Below are 19,772 nucleotides of genomic sequence, written 5' to 3' on the forward strand. Positions count from 1 at the left end.
TAGTTGTAAAATTTTTGAGATTATTTATTGATTAGAGAAAAGAGAATCGGTGTACGGTGACCGGAAAGAGGACATTCCTTCTGGCGATAGGTAGCGTGGAGACATTCAAAATGACAGCACATCGTCACACTATACAACATCAAGACAAATAACATATGATTGTTAAAACTCTTAGAAATACACTTAAATTTGGCCTGCTAAATTGCATTAGCAAAGTGGCATCTTCATCAACTTAATAGCGCAAAATAATATGGAAAAGAAAAGTGCTTTAACATTTACTCTTAGTGTAATAGCAATCATCTTGGGAGTGACACTGTACCGAAAGTTTGATTTTGAAACGCTACGTTTCGAAAAACCCGGGCTAGCGATTATTTACATCATCACGCTTATTATCTCCATCATTTTTTTGTTATGGAATAGAAAAAAGAAATAACCTGTATCGGATACAAGTACCTACACTCGTGCCATCCATCAATACCCTCGTCTATCATTCAGAAGGATGTGAATAAGAGCATTACTAGATAAACTTGTAATTATCTTGAAGGATAGGATTATCTCAATCTATTTTCTATCTTAGGTAAATTAAATCATTAACCAATGAAATACCTGCTCATACTGATCGGTTTGTGTACGCAAGTTTGTATAGCACAAAAAATGGCAACCTTCCACTTCGTTATAAACAAAAACGAGACAAGCAGCAAAAAAACCTATTACGTCACGCTACAACAACTCAAGAAACTATCAAAAGACAAGAATCTGATGGAGCTAAGGGTAGATGGTCTTGACATGGAGGATAAAGGAGGAGTCGATCGTACATTTTCTACTGGAGATTTAGGCCAAGGAAAAAACTTTATGAGTTCGACTTCGGCAATTACCGACATCTATGCTTTGAAAAAGCCGTTGCAATTTACAGTCAACAGGGGCATGGTCAATATCGATTCCCTTAAATGGAAAGATGAAATCAAACAACAGCTTAAAGATTGGGCAATCAAAGAGGACGTGATAGCCAGCATATCGGCCAACACATTTTCGGAGTTGTCAAACCTCGTACATTCTCTATATTTTTCGAAACTGCCTGTATTAGATGGAACAACAGCCAACGACGTAAACATAACCGAAGACGGCGTAACATATCATATCCTCAAACGGAATAAATCTATGGTATCACTCAACTATACCAAAGCAGATAGTACCTCAATACTGGAAGGAAATGCCAGCTTTGACCCGAAAACGAACCTGGTGGATATCGGAAATCGGAACGTAACCTATTCCTTTTTGGTGGAAGGCGGACAAAGAATAAAAAATTATAATAATCTATCAATTCGGCGATCGGGCAAATACTACTCAAAAGCAATCGAAGACGATTATTATGAGATGATTGTGAATGGTAGTTATTGGAGCAGTGCATTAGGTCAACAAGACAAAACAGATAGCTTGAAATTGTTCCAATATATCGAGTTGTATGAGCCGAAATATGCAAAAAATCCTGAATATGTGACCACTAAATTAAGGCATCTGCAAAGCTTTGGAGACTACAAGATATACGAAAAAGCTTTAAAGAGTATATCTCCAAATCTAATTGCACATACTTCCCACCTCAGCAACAAGTTATCCTTCGGGAATATCCCCATAGACGAATTCCGTCAAATCATCCCACTACTGGATGATGGGCAGTTATACAGTTATCTACAGCAAACGTTAAGTCAGCATGTACTGCGCCTCGACACATTATCGTTGCAATACTTGCAAATTGTTACCAATCAATTTGGCGAGAGGGAGCGCATCGCAGCCAGCCCCATGTATCTATGGACAACTGCAATGCAAACAGAGCATGTTGACACACTTAAGCGTATCCAAGAGGAAATACTAAATATGGAGAGGCCCTATTGGGAGCAAGGCAATGCTGGGAGATATGCCTTATTGGTTCAACAGCTCCTCTCCAAAAAAGGAGCCTCAGACGTCCAAAAGATCCAATATATTATAGACAAAATACGTCCATTATACGAGGACGAGACAGATAAGAAAAGATTCTTACAAAAAGCGCATTTGGCGTATGCGCACTATTTAGCCTACGAGTCTACACCAGTGGACCAAGAAGAACAAGCACTTTCCTATTTAGAAAAAGCAGCCTACTATTCTCCAAAAAGTGGTACAGAAAAAGCTTACGGTAGTTTTTACGATCGCGTATTTTTGAAATCAAAAGAAAACTACAGTGAAGATTATTTTAAGTTGTTAAGTAAACGAGGTAAAAATGATGTCGCATTGCAAAGTTATATCCAAGAATTCCTAAATAATCCAGGAAGCGGTTTTCACAGCCTATCGACTTTCTATCGCGAAAACTATGACTCGGCCAACTTTGGAAATTTTTTCAAGAATGATATTATTCCGCAACTTCCAGATGCTCCGTCGTTTTTACTAAAGGATATTGCGGATAAGGATTTTTCTTCCAAGCAGCTTGAGGGTAAATGGACGGTAGTTGATTTTTGGGGTACTTGGTGCGGCCCTTGTGTCGCAGAAATGCCAAAATTAAATCAATACTATCTAGGATTAAAGCAGGATAAAATGAGTAATATAGCTTTTATGAGCATAGCTTGTCGGGATACCAAGGAAAAAGTACACCGCTTTTTGTCGGACCACAACTATGAGATACCAGTATTGATATCTGATAATCAAGTGGAAATTACGTACAAAGTACGTGAATATCCAAGCAAGTATATCGTCACACCCGAAGGCAAGTTAATTTCAACGGATTTTGGATTCGATTGGCAGACTTTGGTCGCTCAATTGTCCAAACTGTAGATAATAGAAGCCATGTTTACTGTAGAACAAATTGAGCAGGCTCACCAAAAAGTGAAATCAGGAGCTGATTTCCCTAGATATATCCAAGAAATCAAGCAACTAGGTGTATTCGCTTTTGAAACATGGGTCCAAGATAGTCATACGCAATACTTTGGTGAAAATGACTTTCAAACCAAATCTGAACCGCAATACGACGATCTAACAATCGCCGAAGTTAGTGATAAAAATAAATTCAGCTATTGGCTAAAATTACATCAAAGGGGAAAAACAGACTATATAACATTTTGTAAGCATTGCGCAGAAACTGGGATTGAAAAATGGTATGTGTCCTTGGACAAGATGACGTGCACCTATTACGACAAAGTAGGAAATGAAATCATGACAGAAGCAATACCTCAATAGGCGAGAATCTAAATTTACCCAAAGTTGGATGGGAAGCTATCATAAATCTTAGCTCCCCATCCAATTGTGAAGGATAAATCACAATTCATTCTCTATCGCATCGATATTCTGAATGATTGATTTTATTGACCGCTTTGTCGCACCATCTTTGTAGGAATAGTTCAATGTAAATCGTTTTGAGATTGCATCATATTCGCTTCCTCCTTCATCGGTGACCTCTGAGTCTTTATAGGATTCTACAACGACGGATTTGCCATCTTCCTGTATCGTCAATATCATATAATTGGTAGCCAACATCGCCTTGTCATCAGAAAGATTGTGTATGGGCAATCGAACTTTATTTCTTTCCATCGCAACGAGTTTCGGAGAGATGGCTCTTGGAGAAGTCTCGGTAGACAATTTGGATGAGCCGGTAAAAATCCCGGAAAATCTATTAATCATAACAGGCCTATAAGCAATGGACTGCAATTTAGGATTGATATCAAACGCCCTATCATTAGCAGTAAGTGTAATGGGAAGGACATACTCTTTGTCAACATCTATTCCAGTTAACTTAACCGGGATCTTCAACAAGCCATATTGCGTACCCGTACGAATAATGGTCGATCCATTTTCGAAACTGTAACGCTCTGCCCCCAACAGTTCTTTGGGGATATAGTTAGCATTGCCCAGACTGTTGATAAAATTCAGAGAATCCAAGACTCGTGGATCCTTTTTTAGGGATACTGTCAAATCACTGGTAATTGGCTCAGAGGAAGAACAGTAAATCGAAAACGTAATGGTATCGTCGACATTTTCAAAGGAGTGCTCTCGAACGTATTCAATACTCTCCGAGTGCACGAGATATACCGTCTTTTTATACTGTTCTCCATATTGAGCAAGCGGATCCTTATTACACGAAACGCTAAATGTAGCAACAAGTGCCATTGTCACAGGTAATAAAAAAATTTTTCTATTCATGATACTGAATTTAATATCCGATATTTTGTTGTAGGTTATAGTTCTTGTCTACCTCACCTTTTGGGATGGGCAGAAAGGTCTGTCTTGTCGTGAAGACCTTATATAGATACGACCGCTCATTGAGCCTTACAATGGAATAAAACTTATCTTTCTCATTTTCCTTTGCACTGACGTTGAGTCCCATCTGTACTTCATTTTCATAAACCATTGCCTGCTTGGTTCTTCTTAGGTCATGATAACGTCTCTGCTCCCATGCAAACTCCAACTTTCGTTCTCGCAGTATAATCTTTCGTAGTAGGTCTCTATCTGACACCTCGGCATTGGTGAGCCCTGGAAGACCGGCCCGGAAGCGAATCATATTAAAGTACCGTTTCATCTCTTCGATATCTCGGGAAACTACAACTCCATTTACGGTATGTGAACCGGTAAGTTCGTTGAGGGCTTCTACATAATTTAGATAAACCTCTGCCATTCTATAGGGAACACTATATTTGCGTTTCAGACGTCCACCCGAGATGTAAGAATCTTCAAAATGTACATACTTTTTACAGAGATATCCCGTCATAGGATAATCTTCTGGGTCGGCGTTGGTACCATTCAACGCATAGTCTTTGCCACTTTTGGAATCTCGGAAATACTTAGCCACTTTGCCATCTTGAGGATCGATGGCATTGGGAGGAGTAGAGGTAGAGGGGTAGTATGAGTTGTTGAATGCAACAATAGCATAAAACCTCATTTCACGATTTACGTACCATTTGTGGGTATTGGGCAACAGCGTAACTCCATTACCCTCTCGATCTCCAGAAAAGATAGTCTCATTAGTTGTAAAGTCAGATCCATATGGATATTCTGCGCTCGCATTGTGGATGTCCCTTCCATCTACCATATAAAAATCATCGACAAAATTCTGCGATAAGACGAGATCGGAATATCCACCCACCATCCTAGGCATAAGGTATCGGGTACTGAAATTAGAGTTCATCTTAGCAAATAAAATCTCCGGATTTTCGGATGGAAGTACACACTCGCCACTAAAGATATCCGCATATGAATGGTAGGGATCTATCCCTCCCACGCCGTCCGGGAAACTTCCTTGAAATTCGGCAGGAACAGGAAGATGTGGCGTATTCGACATTTTAGGGACGGTATAGAGGTCATTTGGTTTTTTGAGAATCAATTTCTTTGCAACAGCAGCAGCGATAGCCCATTTTTCACTGTCGAAATTCGGATTGAGTAACGGTACACCGTCCTTGGTCTTCAAATTAGAAAACTCCCCGTTCTGACCATTATATAAGGGGCTCGCACTGTATAAACTTAAGCGGGACAACACCGCTAGTGATGCATTTTTGGTCGCCTTACCGAATTCAGAATTGTCACGAGGTACCTCAGGTAGCATCAGTTCGGCCTGTTGGAGCAAATTGCTGACATAGGTATTGCATTCATCCCATGTATTGCGTGCTAACATCATCTGATCGATGGGTGTATCAAAACTAACGGGATTATCGGGTACGATAGGTACGGGGCCAAATGCCAACATCAGTTCAAAATAAAAATTGGCTTTAAGGAAGAGTGCCTCTCCTTTCCATTCCGAACGTTGAAATTCAGAGACCTCTTTGCATTTATCCACATTTTCAAGGAATACATTGGCTTTTCTGATACCTTGATAGAAGAAATCCCAGCGATTGGAATATCCTCCAAGTCCTTCAGAGGTCATCAGATTGTTGGAAAAACGATTATAATTATGCGTACCGATTTTGTCAAGAGTACTGATAGCCTCATCACTAATCAATGAATACGGCATAGACTGCGAAGTATAATAATTGGACGAGGCGTAGTCAGGCAGGTGACTATAGATATTAGACAGATACTTTTGGGTATATTCTTTTCGATTGAATACAGAATCTAGCGTAAATTGATCATGCACATAAGGATCTATTTCAAGGAAATTACACGAATGGATACCGAAGGATCCTAAACATAGGAAAGTAAAGATGATATATTTATATGTCTTTTTCATAACGTTTTGCTTTAATGGCCCAGTATTAGAGAGAGAGCTGAAGGTTGAAAGTAAAGGATCTAGTCAACGGATAGACCGACCCATTGGAATTAGCCTGCTCTGGATCCCAAAGCTTCACATTATCCCAGAGATGTAGATTATCCCCTATAATGGAAATTCGAATTCCCTTGGTATAAATGCTCTTGGCCCAGGCCTGTGGAACGGTATACCCCAGTTCTAATGTCTTCAATCGAAGATACCCTGCATCGGCCAGCCAATGGGTCGAGGGACGATTATTGTTGCTGTTTTCGCCATAGGTTAACCTAGGGAAACGAGCGTTCAGATTTTCTGTTGCTGGGTCTCCTGAATAAGAGGCTGGGACGTAGCGATTACCTGGGTCGTTTACGATGGAAAGTACGTTGCCGGTTTGTCCGCCAACAAATGGATAATATCCTTTGCCGCCCATGAAGTAATCCACTTGATTCGCTCCCCTGAAGAATATGTTAAGGTCAAAATCTTTCCAAGAGGTGCTTAAAGCAAAACCGTACAGAAACTTAGGTATATTGGAATCGCCTATTGGGACGATGTCATCGGAGTCGACCTTTCCATCGCCATTGACATCCATGTATTTGATATCACCAGGCATCAGATTACCAAACTGAGTAGGACTATTTTCGATATCCTGTTCATCTTTGAACAATCCAAGCGCGATGAGCCCTCTGGTCACATTATTACTAGTTCCCTTTTTTCCCAGATAAGGGTAACGTGGTTTTACCTCATCATAGTCGATTATCCTATCCCTAGTTATTGTAAAATTACCGCGACCTTCAAAAGTAAACTCGCCCACCATTTTACGATAAGAGACTGTCCCGTCTGCCCCCCAGCTTTTCATCCGTCCAACATTCCCCCAAGGAATAGTAGAAGTACCGATAGTCCCTGGTAATGTAGCTCGTTGCATGAAAATATTGTCACGGTGATCGAGAAAGCCATCGATATTGATGGTAAGATCGTTAAAAAGTGTAAGGTCAAGTCCGAAATTCTGCTTGACAGCCTTTTCCCATACCAACCCCGTTGACCCCATAACTTCTTCAGTGACCCCGCCATAATTGGTCTGCCCTTGATCCCCAAAAACATAGGAAGGAGCCGACATATCTAAAGTAGTAAGATATGGAAAACGTACATTTCCACTGATCTGGTCATTACCGACCAATCCAAATGAGTAACGGAACTTAAGGAACGATATAAAGGCTAGGTGCTCTTGCATGAAGGAATAGCTCGTAGGAACCCAACCTGCCGAAACAGAGGGGAAAAAGCCCATACGCTCTCCTTTCGGAAAATTTTCAGAACCATTATATCCGAAGTTACCTTCGATAAAATAAATATCATCCAGAGAAGCTGTGACACGGGCAGCAATACCTTGACTCCTTCTAGGAATAGCGTAGAGAGATGTTCCAGCATCGGTACGTTGCAGGTCTCTTTGATTATATAGAAACATGGCCGCTGTACGGATACGTTCATCCAAAAGATTTTTCTCGTAATTAGTCTTAGCTTCTATATATATCGTCTTTACACCGAATGAATTAGAACTAAAATTAGAAGGTGTAGCTACAACAGTTTTTTGTGTCAAGAGGCGACCATTATTCCAATCCCTGCCTACAGCCTTATATAAATCAGGCATCTTGGTCCTACCGGTAGTATAATAATTAGCATTGTCAAAGGAGACTAATCCAGAGGCCGAAAGTCCTTCTGTGATAAAGGAAAGGTCTTGTTTTAGATTAATAATGGACTCTATGGTATTGCTCTTCTCAGTATAAAAACCGGTCTTATTTAATAAGACACTGGGTGAAGTCTGATCTTCCTCTTTGCCATAAGCTGGGAATTGTCCGTTCGAAAAAATAACTGGAACCGTCATCGGCGTGAGATTGGCTGCGGCCTCCCAAATCCTATCGGTAGTACCCAATCCGGGACGATTAAGATCAATCAATTTAGCTGACAGAGATAGCCCCAAAGAGGTCGTTTTTGTAACATCGACGTCGATATTAGATCGAAAACCGTACTGCTGACGTTTGACATTGGAGTTATAATCCTCCATGCCGCTCTGCTTATAGATTGCATCGTTACCACGATAGGTACCGCTCATAAAATAACGGGCTACCTTACCTCCCCCTGAAATATTGAGATTGGCCTGCGTGCCCCACGTCTTGGGTTTGAGAATTTCATTTTGCCAATCCACGTCGGGATACAGATCTGGATCCATATTATATTTAATAATATCGAAGATTTCTGAAGAATAGACAGACTTCTCGCCACGAACGAGCCTTGCTTCATTTGCAAGGGTGGCATAATCGTATGCATTTAGATATTTTGGAAGTCGGGGTAGATATTCAACCATAGATTTAACATTGGCACTAATGGACATTTTACTTTCGCTACCGCGCTTTGTGTTGATAAGCACAACACCGTTTGCACCACGAGCTCCATATACTGCCGTAGCAGAAGCATCCTTTAGTATTGAAAAACTTTCGATATCCTGTGGATCAAGATCATTGAGACTGCTTGCTCCCCGATCGACACCGTCAATGAGTACTAAGGCACTGCTATTGGCGCCGAAAGTACTAATCCCTCGAATCCAAAACTCGGATACATCCTTACCAGGTTCGCCACTTCCCTGTACCCCAATAAGTCCTGCGATTCTTCCCGCAAGCATATTCGATAGAGATGTAACTCCACCACGGTTCAATTCCTTGACATTGACCGTAGAGATTGCCCCTGTGACACTGATCTTTCGCTGGACTCCATGTCCGACAACTTGTACTTCTTCGAGGGAAGAATTGATTGCGTCAAGTTCGATATTGATGATTTGATTGGGATTTTCGGAAATGTCAATTTCCTTGAGGCTATATCCGATAGAACGAAAAACAAGAACGGATTTGGCAGAAACATTGATTTCGTAATTTCCCCCATTGTCCGAGGAAACCATATTTGTCGAATCCTTCTTAGGAAAAACGACAACTCCTGCCAATGGAGACTTACTTTCAGCGTCAACAACTATACCTTTTATTTTCGATTGTCCGAACGCAATACTCGGAGCCAGTAATACAAATAGTACGATAGGACTTATTTTTTTGATATACATAAACATCAGCTTTTGATTAGATTATTGGATTGCGACACATCTAATTACTCTGTTGAAGGTATCTGCAACATAGAGAATTCCATCCGACGTCGCGTAAACACCATAAGGACTGTTGAACTGTGATTCTTTAGGGATTCCGTCCTTATATCCACTGACACCAGGAGTACCTGCAACAACAGTTGCATTGAGCTGAGGGTCTATCTTCCAAATCACATGATTGTCAAAGTCACAGGTATACACATTTCCATCCGCATCACAGCTGATGCCCGAAAGACTACCCGTCTGAGCAGAAGTACCTACTCCTTCTCTTACCTTTCCTCTACCGGTACCAATCAAATGTTCCAATTGACCGTTGCCAATCCAAGGTTTATCATTACCTGCAGGCGTGTATTTAGGATCGAATCGATACACACGTCCCCATTCTTCAGATGCTAGGTATACGTAACCATCTTTTTTATTAAACGCTAGATAGCTCCACGAAGAGAGATTCAGCTTTTCGCCGATTAGTTCTACCTTACGCGTCTGTTGGTGCACCCGAACAAGTTTTTTCGCACCAGAGGTAATAAGATATACGTACTCCTGATCCGCCGTCATACCGACTATGGTTTCTGTGCCGAGGATGTAATTACCATTATTATCCTTTTGATCGTAGAAGGGAACCGGTTCTAACCAATTCTTGTTACGATATAATCCCCTGAATAAAATTGGTTTCGAGGCTGTGGTCCGCTCAGCGATAAAAAGTGCAGACTGATCCGGGGTATAGGAGGACTGCCATGGATATGAGAAATCGGTCGAAAGTGTATAGACCTTGTTATCCTGTAGTGAAAGCGCTGCAACACGTCCTGCATCATCATCCGAAACGATGATGATATTGTCGTCACTAACGGCTACAAACGATGGGCGTTTAAAATTTGCTTCTAAAGCAGGTCCATCTTTAACGGCGGAAACGTTGAAGACACCTGCTACAGTAGTCACGGAAGCCTTTATATGGTATTGGAACCTGACATCTTTAAGCACAGCCTCCAGCGGCTTGGCTACATTTTTGGCGACAATCTTTATCTCAGAAAGATCTCCCGGTTGCTTGGGTACCATGGCGTAAATAACAGTAGGCTTGACTTTCAGTAACAAAGCCTTCTTTTCGTTGAAGTAGACTTCAATTTTCGAAGTGTCATTACCGAAATTCTCCCCATTGATGATGACACCGGTACCCAACCCGCCTTCTTTGGGTTTGATGTCTGTAACTTCTATCGATCTATTAATATCGATAGGTTTAGTCTGTTCGCCTCCATTAGTCTCTCCATCCTTATTGCAAGAAAAGATTGAAAAGAGCAGAAGCATGGACAAGGTTAACTTTTTCATTTTGCTCATAATTTTTGTGAATTAATGATGTTTTTGGAGAAACATCTTTCAAAGTACAGGTTAGCATACTTTTGGTTTTCAAATTGGTTAATTTAACTGATTTTTTATAACTATTGAATTTATTTTTTCGTAAAAATTAATTAAAAGAACATTAGAATATTCATCCTCTCACATAAAAGGATGGTAATGTGCTATTTAAAATACACTACGGGAATTCTTACGTTGTTACGAGGGCGCAACAGAAAATTCATACTCAACTTGCATCTATTACCCCTCGTTAATATTTTGGTTTACTGTCTCAAATGGTATGCTTTGGGTTGGACAAAAGCTCGGATACCTTGCGACGACAAAGTGGATCCAAGTCCAGAGTTTTTACGACCGGACCAAGGGACATTGGGACTTACTCGATCACAACAATTCCAATAAACAGTACCTGTATCCATCTCTTTCAAAATGGCCATAGCCCTGTCACGATTGGATGAGAACACCGCAGCCGTCAAACCATAATCAGTGTCCCGCATTAGTTGAATGGCTTCTTCATCTGAACTGACTTTTTGTATACCGATAAGCGGGCCAAACGTCTCCTCTCTCATCAGCGACATATCATGATTGCAATCTATCAATACAGTCGGTTGGTGATAATATCCTGAACTATCAATAATATGTCCTCCCAAGCGCAGCGAAGCTCCTTTCAACAAAGCATCTTGAATTTGCTCCTGAAGAACCCCTAGCTGTGCTTCTCGAGTAAGGGGACCTATAAATGTGTCGAGAAGCATAGGGTTACCAACGGGATAGGATGCGACTTCATCAATGAAGGCTTGGACAAATTGGTCGTAAATCTTGTCCGACACATAAATCCGCTCAACTGCGCAACAACTCTGCCCATTATTATAAAAGGCTCCTTCTGCTGCCGATACGGCTGCCTGTTGCACGTCTACGACATCTTCGGTCACATACAGAGGATCTTTGCCCCCCAGTTCCAACTGAACGGGAACAAGTTTATGAGCGACAGATTGAGCGATATGAACGCCCGTTTTGTAAGATCCTGTAAAAAAATATCCGTCTAAAGATAAGTCTAGCACCTGCTGTCCAGTCCGAGAATCACCAATCACACATCTAAAAACATCTTCGGGTACTCCCGCCTGATGAAGGTATTTTTCGAATTCCCGTCCGGTAAGAGTAGCGAACTCAGAAGGCTTATACAGCACTGCATTTCCTGCTACTAAGGCATATAAGAATACATTAAAACCCACGTTATACGGAAAATTCCAAGCAGATATATTGGCAATTACTCCTAACGGCTCGTAGACAACCAGTTCCTGCGTGGCTCCTATTGAGGTGACATGCTCAGTAGAGAGCCACCGTTCGGCATTTGATACAAGATGCTCAATCCGATTTTGTGCGCCCTGAATTTCATTGATAGACTGCGAGATTGGCTTTCCAGTTTCCTTCGTCAGGATCTCGGCAAGTTCTTGCTTATGAGACAATATGAGTTGGCCAAATTTAACAACATGCCCCAAACGTTCTTTTAGCGGATATTGAGCCCATTTTTTTTGCCCTTTGTGTAAATCGACTTCCATTTTTTGTAGGTCATCAAGTTCTATTGCTGCCAACGTGGTCAGCACAGTATCGGTGGCTGGATTTTTAACTAGCATTTTTGTTCTGTTTTACATGTTGGAGAAAGGCATTAAATATCAAATTTTCGTCCAGTAATTTACCTGCCTGTGTATGAGAAAATTCAGGATGCCATTGTATACCCATTACTTTGCCCTCGGGCGCTTTTTTATAACCGAATGCTTCAATAAAACCATCATCTGACCGAGCATAGACTTCAAGATCATGCCCTAACACTTTGACGGCTTGGTGGTGCACCGTATTGACAACAGACTGTGAAAGATAACCGTACAACCTATCCAAATATGCTCCAGGCACAAACTGTATGGGATGATTTATTTTATCATATTGTTCTGCTGATCTATGGACATTTGCTTGAGGAACCTGAGACGGGATATCTTGGTAAAGAGTACCTCCAAAATAAACGTTCATGAGTTGAAAACCCCTACATATTCCCAAGATTGGTTTGGAATTATTTATCGCATAGTCTAATATTTTCAATTCGTAATCATCCCTATATGAATCGCCTTTCCAAATACCAATCGGTGCTTCACCATATTTCTCAGGCGCGATGTCACTACCACCTTGAAGAATAATCCCATCCATTTGCTCAAGGATGCCGTCCAATATGGAGATTTCTACATCGGGAATCAATACCGGCAATATTCCTTGCCTACAAATCCATCTCATCAAATCGTGCTCCACATATTGTAGGGTTTTGTGGCCAAATACCGTCCTTGCACTATCTGGATATAGAAAACATGAACTTATTCCGATTGTCAACATAGCTATCTAGTTAAAATGCGCGTTGGTAAATATTATGAAAATCATCCTGAGAAACGGGCTTGGGATTAGATGGGTGGCAAAAATCAGCATAGGCCAGCTCTGACAAGGCGTGCAAATGTTCACGTTCCACACCTATGGAAGATAGGCGAGTCGGCAAATCTAACCGATTATTGAGATCAAAAAGATAATCGACTACCGTATTTCCTACATGATGGCCAAGCCCCAATGCGCTTCCAATCTTATCAAAACGAGGTTCACATCCTTCATAGTTGAATTGCATTCCATACGGAAGGTTGACGGCGTTAGCCAGTCCATGATGGGTATCCAATAATGTAGATAGTGGATGGGCAAGACTATGGACTACGCCTAATCCTTTTTGAAAAGCCACAGCCCCCATTAACGATGCAAGGAGCATTTTGGAACGAGCCTCCAAATCCGGCCTTTTTGTCGCAGTTACAATTCCATCAGCAATTAAGGCAATCCCTTCAAGGGCAATACCATCACACATGGGATGATACCCTTTTGCCAAATAAGCTTCTATATTATGGGTCAGCGCGTCCATTCCTGTCGCCGCTGTTGTGAAAGGCGGTAGATCCATGGTAAGCATAGGATCGGCAAAAACAATCTTAGCCATTAACCGTGGACTGAAAAGTATTCTTTTCCTTTTGGTATCGTCTTCGGAAATGATGGCACTCCGGCCGACTTCACTACCCGTCCCGGCAGTAGTAGGTACGGTAATCAGATGTGGAATTTCATTTGTTACGTAAATATCTCCACCAATAAGGTCGTCGTAATCGAACAGATCACGATTGTGATGAACCCGTAATGCAATAGCACGGGCCACATCCAAGGCTGCTCCCCCACCCACACCTATAATGGAGTCTCTTTTACTTTCATGAAATGCGTCTCCGCCCTGAAGAACATCGGATTTCACTGGATTCTTGTGAAGTTCCTTATAAACAATCGTATCTATACCTTTGCTGGTCAATTTTTCTAGAATCTTTTTAAAAAAAGGAAGTCCAGCAATGATTGGATCGGTGACCAACAAAGGACGATGGAGACCATTGCTCTTCAGATAGTCGGGCAATTCATCTATAGATCCTGCACCAAAGCGAATAGGCGTAGGAAAATTAAAGCCATAAATTTTATCTGTATTCATTGTGATGTTAAATAATTTCAAAGTATCTCTTTGTCTCCCAATCTGTGACCTGCTCAGAGAATTGTCTCCATTCCCAAAATCTCGATTGGGTGAAATGGTCTACGAATTTCTCTCCAAAGAGCTCGGACGCCAGCTTAGACTGACTCATCCGGCTGGTCGCTTCATAAAGATTGACTGGCAATGTACCAAACTGTATGTCGCGATAGCCATTGCCCACCGTATGTGGATTGTCTAATGACAGCTTGTGCTTAATTCCATATAGTCCACTGGCGAGGCAAGCTGCTACAGCGAGGTAAGGGTTGACATCCGAACCGACTACCCGATGCTCTATACGGGTAGATTTCGGACCTCCAGAGATGACCCTAAGAGCTGTAGTCCTATTGTCAATGCCCCAAGTCAAAGTGGTTGGAGCCCAAGCTCCTTCGGTAAGCCTTTTATAACTATTGACCGTGGGGGCAAACATGGGCAGTATCTCGGGGAGGCAATGGAGTTGCCCCGCAAGATAATGCTTCATTAATGGGCTCATATGGAATTTATCTCTTGCATCGTAAAAAAGATTCGTGGATTTTTCGACATCCCATAAGCTTTGATGTACATGTCCGCTACAACCAGGAAGCTCTTTCGTCTGTTTGGCCATGAAACTAGCTGCGATTCCGTACTTCTTACCAATATCCTTAACAGCGGATTTGAAAAGCGTGGCCCTATCAGCTGCTTCAAGTGCTCCACTACATTGAATCGCGGCTTCCAATACTCCTGGACCAGTCTCCGTATGTAATCCCTCCACAGGGATATCAAATCTTTCGAGCATCTGGCACAAATCACGGAAGTATTCAAAATTGTCTGACATTCTTAAAATAGAATAACCAAACATTCCGGAGGTGATTGGTGTCGCTTCCCTAAAGCTAGCTAGATTAGATCCCGGTTGAGCTTTTAGAAAATTAAACCACTCAAACTCTTGTGCAAAAATAGGTGTATACCCCTGTTGTTGCGTCTGATCTATTACCTTTTTGAGGAGTGCCCGAGGGCAAACATACTCCCCATCGGAAAGCGAAGAATCGAAATCTGCAAGAAAAAAGGGAATATCTTCCTGCCAAGGAGTAATCCGAAATGTGCTTTCATCTATCCGAGCAGGAAAGTCACCATATCCAGTATGCCATCCTGTTATAGCAACGTTATCATAAACCTGGTCATTAGTATCCCATCCGAATACCACTGAACAGAATCCGAATTCGCTCTCCAGCGCCGAAATAAACTTTTCTCGATGCATGAGTTTACCTCGCAGTACACCATCTATATCGGTCACTGCAACCTTTACGTGCGAACTTGCACTTTCTTTCAATTTAGAAATAATCTCATTTCTGTCCATCATAATTTAGCTTTTTTATCCTTGCCAAGGAAGAGTAAGAAATACAAATAGGATAAGCCCACTAAGCTAGCAAATACAAGTGCTATCTTCGGATTGTAGTACATCATGGCAACTAGACAAACACTAGCGATTACCAATGCTGTCATCGGAAATAAGGGATATAGTGGAACCTTAAAAGGTCTGACAAGGTCTGGTTCTTTCCGCCTCAGAGCAAAAAACGAAATCATAGATATGATGTAAAGACAAATGGCTCCAAAACATGCAATAGTGATAATCTCACCAGTTTTTCCAGTAAAAAGAGCGATTACCCCCACGACCATATTGGCAACTAAAGCATTTGCAGGAGTCTTAAAACGACTATGCACTTTTCCAAGCATTGGAGGTGCGTACCCCACCCGTCCAAATTCAAAGGTGGCACGTCCACCAGCAAGGATAATACCATGAAATGAAGCTATCAGCCCTAGCAACCCAACACCTATCAACAGCTTGTACAAGATATGGGAACTATCTATAACCTGTGCGATGGCCAACGGCAGAGGTGAATCCGACGGTTCGACACTTCCGGGTGGATAGACAATCGTTTCCCACCCTGCAACTCCCACTGCTGATAAAAATGTAATTACACATAATACAACCAGCGTCAATATTGCAGAACCGAAACCAATTAATACATTTCTTTGTGGATTAATCGTTTCTTCTGCCACATTCGCAATACCTTCAATGGCAAGAAAAAACCAGATTGCAAATGGAATAGCAGCAAAGATTCCGGAAACACCATTGGGTAATGCATTGTGTTCGAGATTAGAAAACTTAATTTCCGGTAATGTAACACCTGCAAATATCAATAGCTCGACAACAGCGAGAACAGTAATCACAAGTTCAAAAGAGGCAGCCAATTTGACCCCTAGGATATTCATAGAGGTGAAAATGACATATGCACCTATCGCAAATGTTAGATAGTCAATGGAGGGATAGAGTAAATTCAGGTAAGCGCCAATCGCTGCAGCAATGGCTGGAGGTGCAAATACGAATTCTATATTCTGGGTAATTCCAGCTACAAATCCCAATTGCTTACCCAACCCCCTATTAGCGTATTCGAAGGCGCCTCCCGCTTTTGGAATGGCACAGGCCATCTCTGTATAACTGAATGTAAAAGTCAGGTACATGGCAATAATGAATACTGTAGCGATAGCGAGGCCCAGTGTACCTCCCTCCGCAAGTCCCAGATTCCATCCAAAATACATACCGGAAATCACGTATCCTACTCCCAACCCCCATAACATGACAGGACCAAGGACTTTCTTTAGTTGAGGATCACTCATAATTGATGTTAGGTTAATATTAAGTTAATCAGTTTAGTAAAGTGAAATTACTGTTTTATTTTCTACATTAGCATAATACAACTAGTATCTTGTGAATTTTTAGTAAAATAATTTTGCTTTGCTAAATTTTGCAGTTAAATACTACTAACATACTAGTAGGTACAACCATTTTTAGACTTATATTCCTATAAATATGAAATTTGACGAAAAAGACCTCATGATTTTGGATATTTTGCAACGGGACGCCAATACGAGCAACAAAGAAATTTCGGATCGGGTCAACCTATCGATGACACCTGTATATGAACGGATAAAAAAGTTGATATCCATGTCCATGTTAAAAAAGAAAGTCTATCTGTTGGACAGGAAAAAGCTTGGCCTCAATCTCATGGTGCTCGTATCGATCAGTATGGAAAAACATTCCAGTGAAAACGCATTGTTGTTTATGGAAGAAATCCAGAAAATTCCAGAGGTGGTAGAGTGCTTTCATGTAACAGGTGCATTTGACTATCAACTCAAGGTCATGGCGCGGGATGTAGATCATTACCATGAATTCAACTTTAAAAAATTGGCAACAATTAAGGGCATCAGGCATATGGAAAGCTACTTCGTCATGAAAGAAGTGGTGAATTCAACTGAGCTTCCACTATTTATTTAATCTACTACATACGGCTCCTGAGTACTTTACGAATAAATATTCTATCAACATATAGCGAATAAGCCTTATAATTCATAGCTTTGTTATAATCCAAATCGGCCCTTGTTAACAGTTTGTTATTATAAACTTCAACATTCATTGTTACTGATTTTATATCCAATTGATAGTTTTGCCCGAAGTATGATGAGAACTACTATAGAAAATTCAACACATATATATTGGGTTGTCCGGCTGCAGTCAGGTGACGTGGAAGCCTTTGAATGGTTATATAGCACATATAAGTATCAAATAACGGCAAATCTTCTCAAATTGCTCAAATCCCCCCAAATGGTGGAAGATATGCTCCATGATATCTTTCTCAAAATCTGGGAAAACAGGGTCGATATAGATCCGAATCGGTCTTTTGGGGCCTATCTATACCGCATAGCTTCCAATATGGTCACAGATAGTTACCGTAAATCTTGTCGCAACAGGGATTATAGAGATTATTTGACAGCTGTAAGTGAGATCAGTTACCAACATATCGACCAACTGTTGGATAACAAAGAACGCAAAGAATTATTGGATAGAGCTCTGCAAAGACTTTCACCACAGTGTAGACAGGTATTTGAACTGTGTAAGATAGAAGGACGCAGTTATCAGGAGGTTTCGGACTTATTAAATATCTCGACCAATACCATCAGTACGCACCTTACAAGAGCTAATAAAAAAATGCAACTCTTCCTGACCGACCCCGTCAATCTCCCCTATTTGCTACTGTTCTTCTGGATAAGATAATTTTTTTTTTTCGTGTAGTGACTTTTTCAAAGTTAAGCGTAATGTATATAAACGACCAACTTGGAAAGAGAAAAAGACATATCACGATTGTTTAATGATTTCATAAGCAATACATGTACACCATCCGAAATAGATAGGCTATTGGCCTATTTTGGACAAACACATTTAGACGAGAAACTTCAAGAACTGGTCCATCGCGAATTGGAAAAACAACAGGACACCTATTCGGATGAAGTCCATCGAATAGTGGGGAATGTTGACCTACGCTTGAAAGAAAAAGTCGTACGCTCTTCAAAACAGCGAAAAATCAAACCACTGATCTGGTCTGCAGCGGCGGTGATACTGATCAGTATAGCAGGTATTTGGTGGCGTCACCGTTTGATTGACAAAGCAGAACCGTCCACCCTTACTATTACTCAGATACAGCCAAATGATATTGAACCCGGAGGTAGTCAAGCCCGCCTATTACTCTCGAATGGAAAAACGGTGAATCTAAACGGTTCAAATCAAATACGGGATAACATTAATGGCGCCGAAATTCATTCCGACAACGGAAAATTGAGTTATATGGGGACTAATCGAGCTACAAATACAGCCCAATGGAATATTCTAGAGGTGCCTATGGGTGGGACTTTTGAAATGAAATTACCGGATGGGACAAAGGTGTGGCTCAACGCCAATTCCAAACTGTATTTTCCTGACCAATTTGCCGCTAATGAAAGACAGGTAAAAGTCGAAGGGGAAGCCTTCTTCGAGGTAGTAAAAGATGCAAAACGTCCTTTTAAAGTACAGGCAAATGAACTAACGATTGCCGTATTGGGCACATCATTCAATGTACGGGCCTATAGTCCGAGGCATATTTCCACTACCTTAGTAAGTGGCCTAGTAGAAGCCAGCTATCAGAACAAGATACTGAAACTATACCCTGGTAAAAAGGTGACCCTTAACGTAGACAACAACGAATTTAGAATGACGGATGCCGATCTCGAAAGCGCCACTGCTTGGAAAGATGGCTACTTCTATTTCAAAGATGAGGCATTGGCTAAAATTCTTCAGGATGTGGCCCTCTGGTACAACCTTAATGTAACAGTAGAAGGAGGTGCATTGCCCACAGGACGCTACAGCGGTAGTGTGGATCGTAATAGTAAGTTGAGTGGTGTATTAGCGATGCTCAAAGCAGTTAGTAAAGTCGAATTTGTACTACACGAAAAAAATCTGATTGTAAAACCATAAAAATAAGGCCTATGATAGAAAACCCTGACAAATAACCCTTTGATATAACAAAAACGGAGATGGTTGTAACATCTCCGCCATTTGTTCAATAAAAAGCTGTTCAATAAAAAATTAAACAACCTCATATTCAAAATTATGGAATATTTCCCTCATGGCAAAAAACCAAAGAGTATAAATTGGTATTGTCTTGACAAAAAAATGATTT

14 protein-coding genes are annotated in these 19,772 nt (G+C 41.1%); 5 read left to right on the forward strand and 9 right to left on the reverse strand.

Annotated features, from left to right (window positions below; all coding sequences use genetic code 11):
- Nucleotides 1-597: 597 nt before the first annotated feature.
- Together OQ289_RS16240 and OQ289_RS16245 are read left to right on the forward strand one after the other, a co-directional pair.
- Nucleotides 598-2,799: a TlpA family protein disulfide reductase gene (locus tag OQ289_RS16240; protein ID WP_270087898.1), complete on the forward strand. Its 2,202-nt coding sequence runs from the start codon at nt 598-600 to the stop codon at nt 2,797-2,799.
- A 12-nt stretch (nt 2,800-2,811) separates the two neighbouring features.
- Nucleotides 2,812-3,201, forward strand: a complete 390-nt coding sequence (locus tag OQ289_RS16245; RefSeq protein ID WP_270087899.1) for a DUF1398 domain-containing protein — start codon at nt 2,812-2,814, stop codon at nt 3,199-3,201.
- A 78-nt stretch (nt 3,202-3,279) separates the two neighbouring features.
- On the opposite strand, the gene OQ289_RS16250 is transcribed toward OQ289_RS16245, so the two are convergent.
- From OQ289_RS16250 to eat, 9 genes are all read right to left on the reverse strand, one after another.
- Complete coding sequence (locus OQ289_RS16250; protein ID WP_270087900.1) at nt 3,280-4,161, reverse strand: DUF1735 domain-containing protein; 882 nt, start codon at nt 4,159-4,161, stop codon at nt 3,280-3,282.
- Between the two features lie 10 nt (nt 4,162-4,171).
- Nucleotides 4,172-6,178: a RagB/SusD family nutrient uptake outer membrane protein gene (locus OQ289_RS16255; protein ID WP_270087901.1), complete on the reverse strand. Its 2,007-nt coding sequence runs from the start codon at nt 6,176-6,178 to the stop codon at nt 4,172-4,174.
- 25 nt (nt 6,179-6,203) lie between these two features.
- The gene (locus OQ289_RS16260) at nt 6,204-9,293 is read right to left on the reverse strand and encodes a SusC/RagA family TonB-linked outer membrane protein (RefSeq protein WP_270087902.1); all 3,090 of its coding nucleotides are present in this window, start codon (nt 9,291-9,293) and stop codon (nt 6,204-6,206) included.
- A gap of 21 nt (nt 9,294-9,314) precedes the next feature.
- Nucleotides 9,315-10,652, reverse strand: coding sequence for an IPT/TIG domain-containing protein (locus OQ289_RS16265; protein WP_270087903.1), 1,338 nt, complete (start codon nt 10,650-10,652; stop codon nt 9,315-9,317).
- A 290-nt stretch (nt 10,653-10,942) separates the two neighbouring features.
- Complete coding sequence (locus OQ289_RS16270; protein WP_270087904.1) at nt 10,943-12,307, reverse strand: aldehyde dehydrogenase family protein; 1,365 nt, start codon at nt 12,305-12,307, stop codon at nt 10,943-10,945.
- Nucleotides 12,297-13,052, reverse strand: coding sequence for a gamma-glutamyl-gamma-aminobutyrate hydrolase family protein (locus OQ289_RS16275; RefSeq protein WP_270087905.1), 756 nt, complete (start codon nt 13,050-13,052; stop codon nt 12,297-12,299). Before OQ289_RS16275 ends, OQ289_RS16270 begins: the two co-directional genes overlap by 11 nt.
- Nucleotides 13,053-13,062: 10 nt before the next feature.
- A complete protein-coding gene (locus OQ289_RS16280) occupies nt 13,063-14,211 on the reverse strand; it encodes an iron-containing alcohol dehydrogenase (RefSeq protein ID WP_270087906.1) in 1,149 nt (382 codons plus the stop codon).
- 7 nt (nt 14,212-14,218) lie between these two features.
- Nucleotides 14,219-15,580, reverse strand: a complete 1,362-nt coding sequence (locus OQ289_RS16285) for a glutamine synthetase family protein (protein ID WP_270087907.1) — start codon at nt 15,578-15,580, stop codon at nt 14,219-14,221.
- Nucleotides 15,577-16,899 carry an ethanolamine permease gene (gene eat, locus OQ289_RS16290; RefSeq protein WP_270087908.1) on the reverse strand — a complete coding sequence of 441 codons (1,323 nt, stop codon included), beginning with the start codon at nt 16,897-16,899 and terminating at the stop codon, nt 15,577-15,579. The genes OQ289_RS16285 and eat overlap by 4 nt, the downstream gene beginning before the upstream one ends.
- Before the next feature lie 193 nt (nt 16,900-17,092).
- Here eat and OQ289_RS16295 point away from each other — a divergent pair, with 193 nt between their 5' ends.
- The 3 genes from OQ289_RS16295 (at nt 17,093) to OQ289_RS16305 (ending at nt 19,567) form a co-directional block, all read left to right on the forward strand.
- Entirely contained in the window at nt 17,093-17,557 is a 465-nt protein-coding gene (locus OQ289_RS16295; protein WP_033565026.1) for an Lrp/AsnC family transcriptional regulator, read from the forward strand.
- Between the two features lie 180 nt (nt 17,558-17,737).
- Entirely contained in the window at nt 17,738-18,334 is a 597-nt protein-coding gene (locus tag OQ289_RS16300) for an RNA polymerase sigma factor (protein WP_270087909.1), read from the forward strand.
- A gap of 60 nt (nt 18,335-18,394) precedes the next feature.
- A complete protein-coding gene (locus OQ289_RS16305) occupies nt 18,395-19,567 on the forward strand; it encodes a FecR family protein (RefSeq protein ID WP_270087910.1) in 1,173 nt (390 codons plus the stop codon).
- Nucleotides 19,568-19,772 lie beyond the last annotated feature (205 nt).

The organism is Sphingobacterium sp. SYP-B4668, from assembly GCF_027627455.1.
Lineage (GTDB): Bacteria > Bacteroidota > Bacteroidia > Sphingobacteriales > Sphingobacteriaceae > Sphingobacterium.

What these genes read in the sequence shown, in the direction of transcription:
- OQ289_RS16240 (WP_270087898.1), top strand. Translation starts at nt 598, where the DNA reads ATGAAATACCTGCTCATACTGATCGGTTTGTGTACGCAAGTTTGTATA.
- OQ289_RS16245 (WP_270087899.1), top strand. Translation starts at nt 2,812, where the DNA reads ATGTTTACTGTAGAACAAATTGAGCAGGCTCACCAAAAAGTGAAATCA.
- OQ289_RS16250 (WP_270087900.1), bottom strand. Translation starts at nt 4,161, where the DNA reads ATGAATAGAAAAATTTTTTTATTACCTGTGACAATGGCACTTGTTGCT.
- OQ289_RS16255 (WP_270087901.1), bottom strand. Translation starts at nt 6,178, where the DNA reads ATGAAAAAGACATATAAATATATCATCTTTACTTTCCTATGTTTAGGA.
- OQ289_RS16260 (WP_270087902.1), bottom strand. Translation starts at nt 9,293, where the DNA reads ATGTATATCAAAAAAATAAGTCCTATCGTACTATTTGTATTACTGGCT.
- OQ289_RS16265 (WP_270087903.1), bottom strand. Translation starts at nt 10,652, where the DNA reads ATGAAAAAGTTAACCTTGTCCATGCTTCTGCTCTTTTCAATCTTTTCT.
- OQ289_RS16270 (WP_270087904.1), bottom strand. Translation starts at nt 12,307, where the DNA reads ATGCTAGTTAAAAATCCAGCCACCGATACTGTGCTGACCACGTTGGCA.
- OQ289_RS16275 (WP_270087905.1), bottom strand. Translation starts at nt 13,052, where the DNA reads ATGTTGACAATCGGAATAAGTTCATGTTTTCTATATCCAGATAGTGCA.
- OQ289_RS16280 (WP_270087906.1), bottom strand. Translation starts at nt 14,211, where the DNA reads ATGAATACAGATAAAATTTATGGCTTTAATTTTCCTACGCCTATTCGC.
- OQ289_RS16285 (WP_270087907.1), bottom strand. Translation starts at nt 15,580, where the DNA reads ATGATGGACAGAAATGAGATTATTTCTAAATTGAAAGAAAGTGCAAGT.
- eat (WP_270087908.1), bottom strand. Translation starts at nt 16,899, where the DNA reads ATGAGTGATCCTCAACTAAAGAAAGTCCTTGGTCCTGTCATGTTATGG.
- OQ289_RS16295 (WP_033565026.1), top strand. Translation starts at nt 17,093, where the DNA reads ATGAAATTTGACGAAAAAGACCTCATGATTTTGGATATTTTGCAACGG.
- OQ289_RS16300 (WP_270087909.1), top strand. Translation starts at nt 17,738, where the DNA reads ATGATGAGAACTACTATAGAAAATTCAACACATATATATTGGGTTGTC.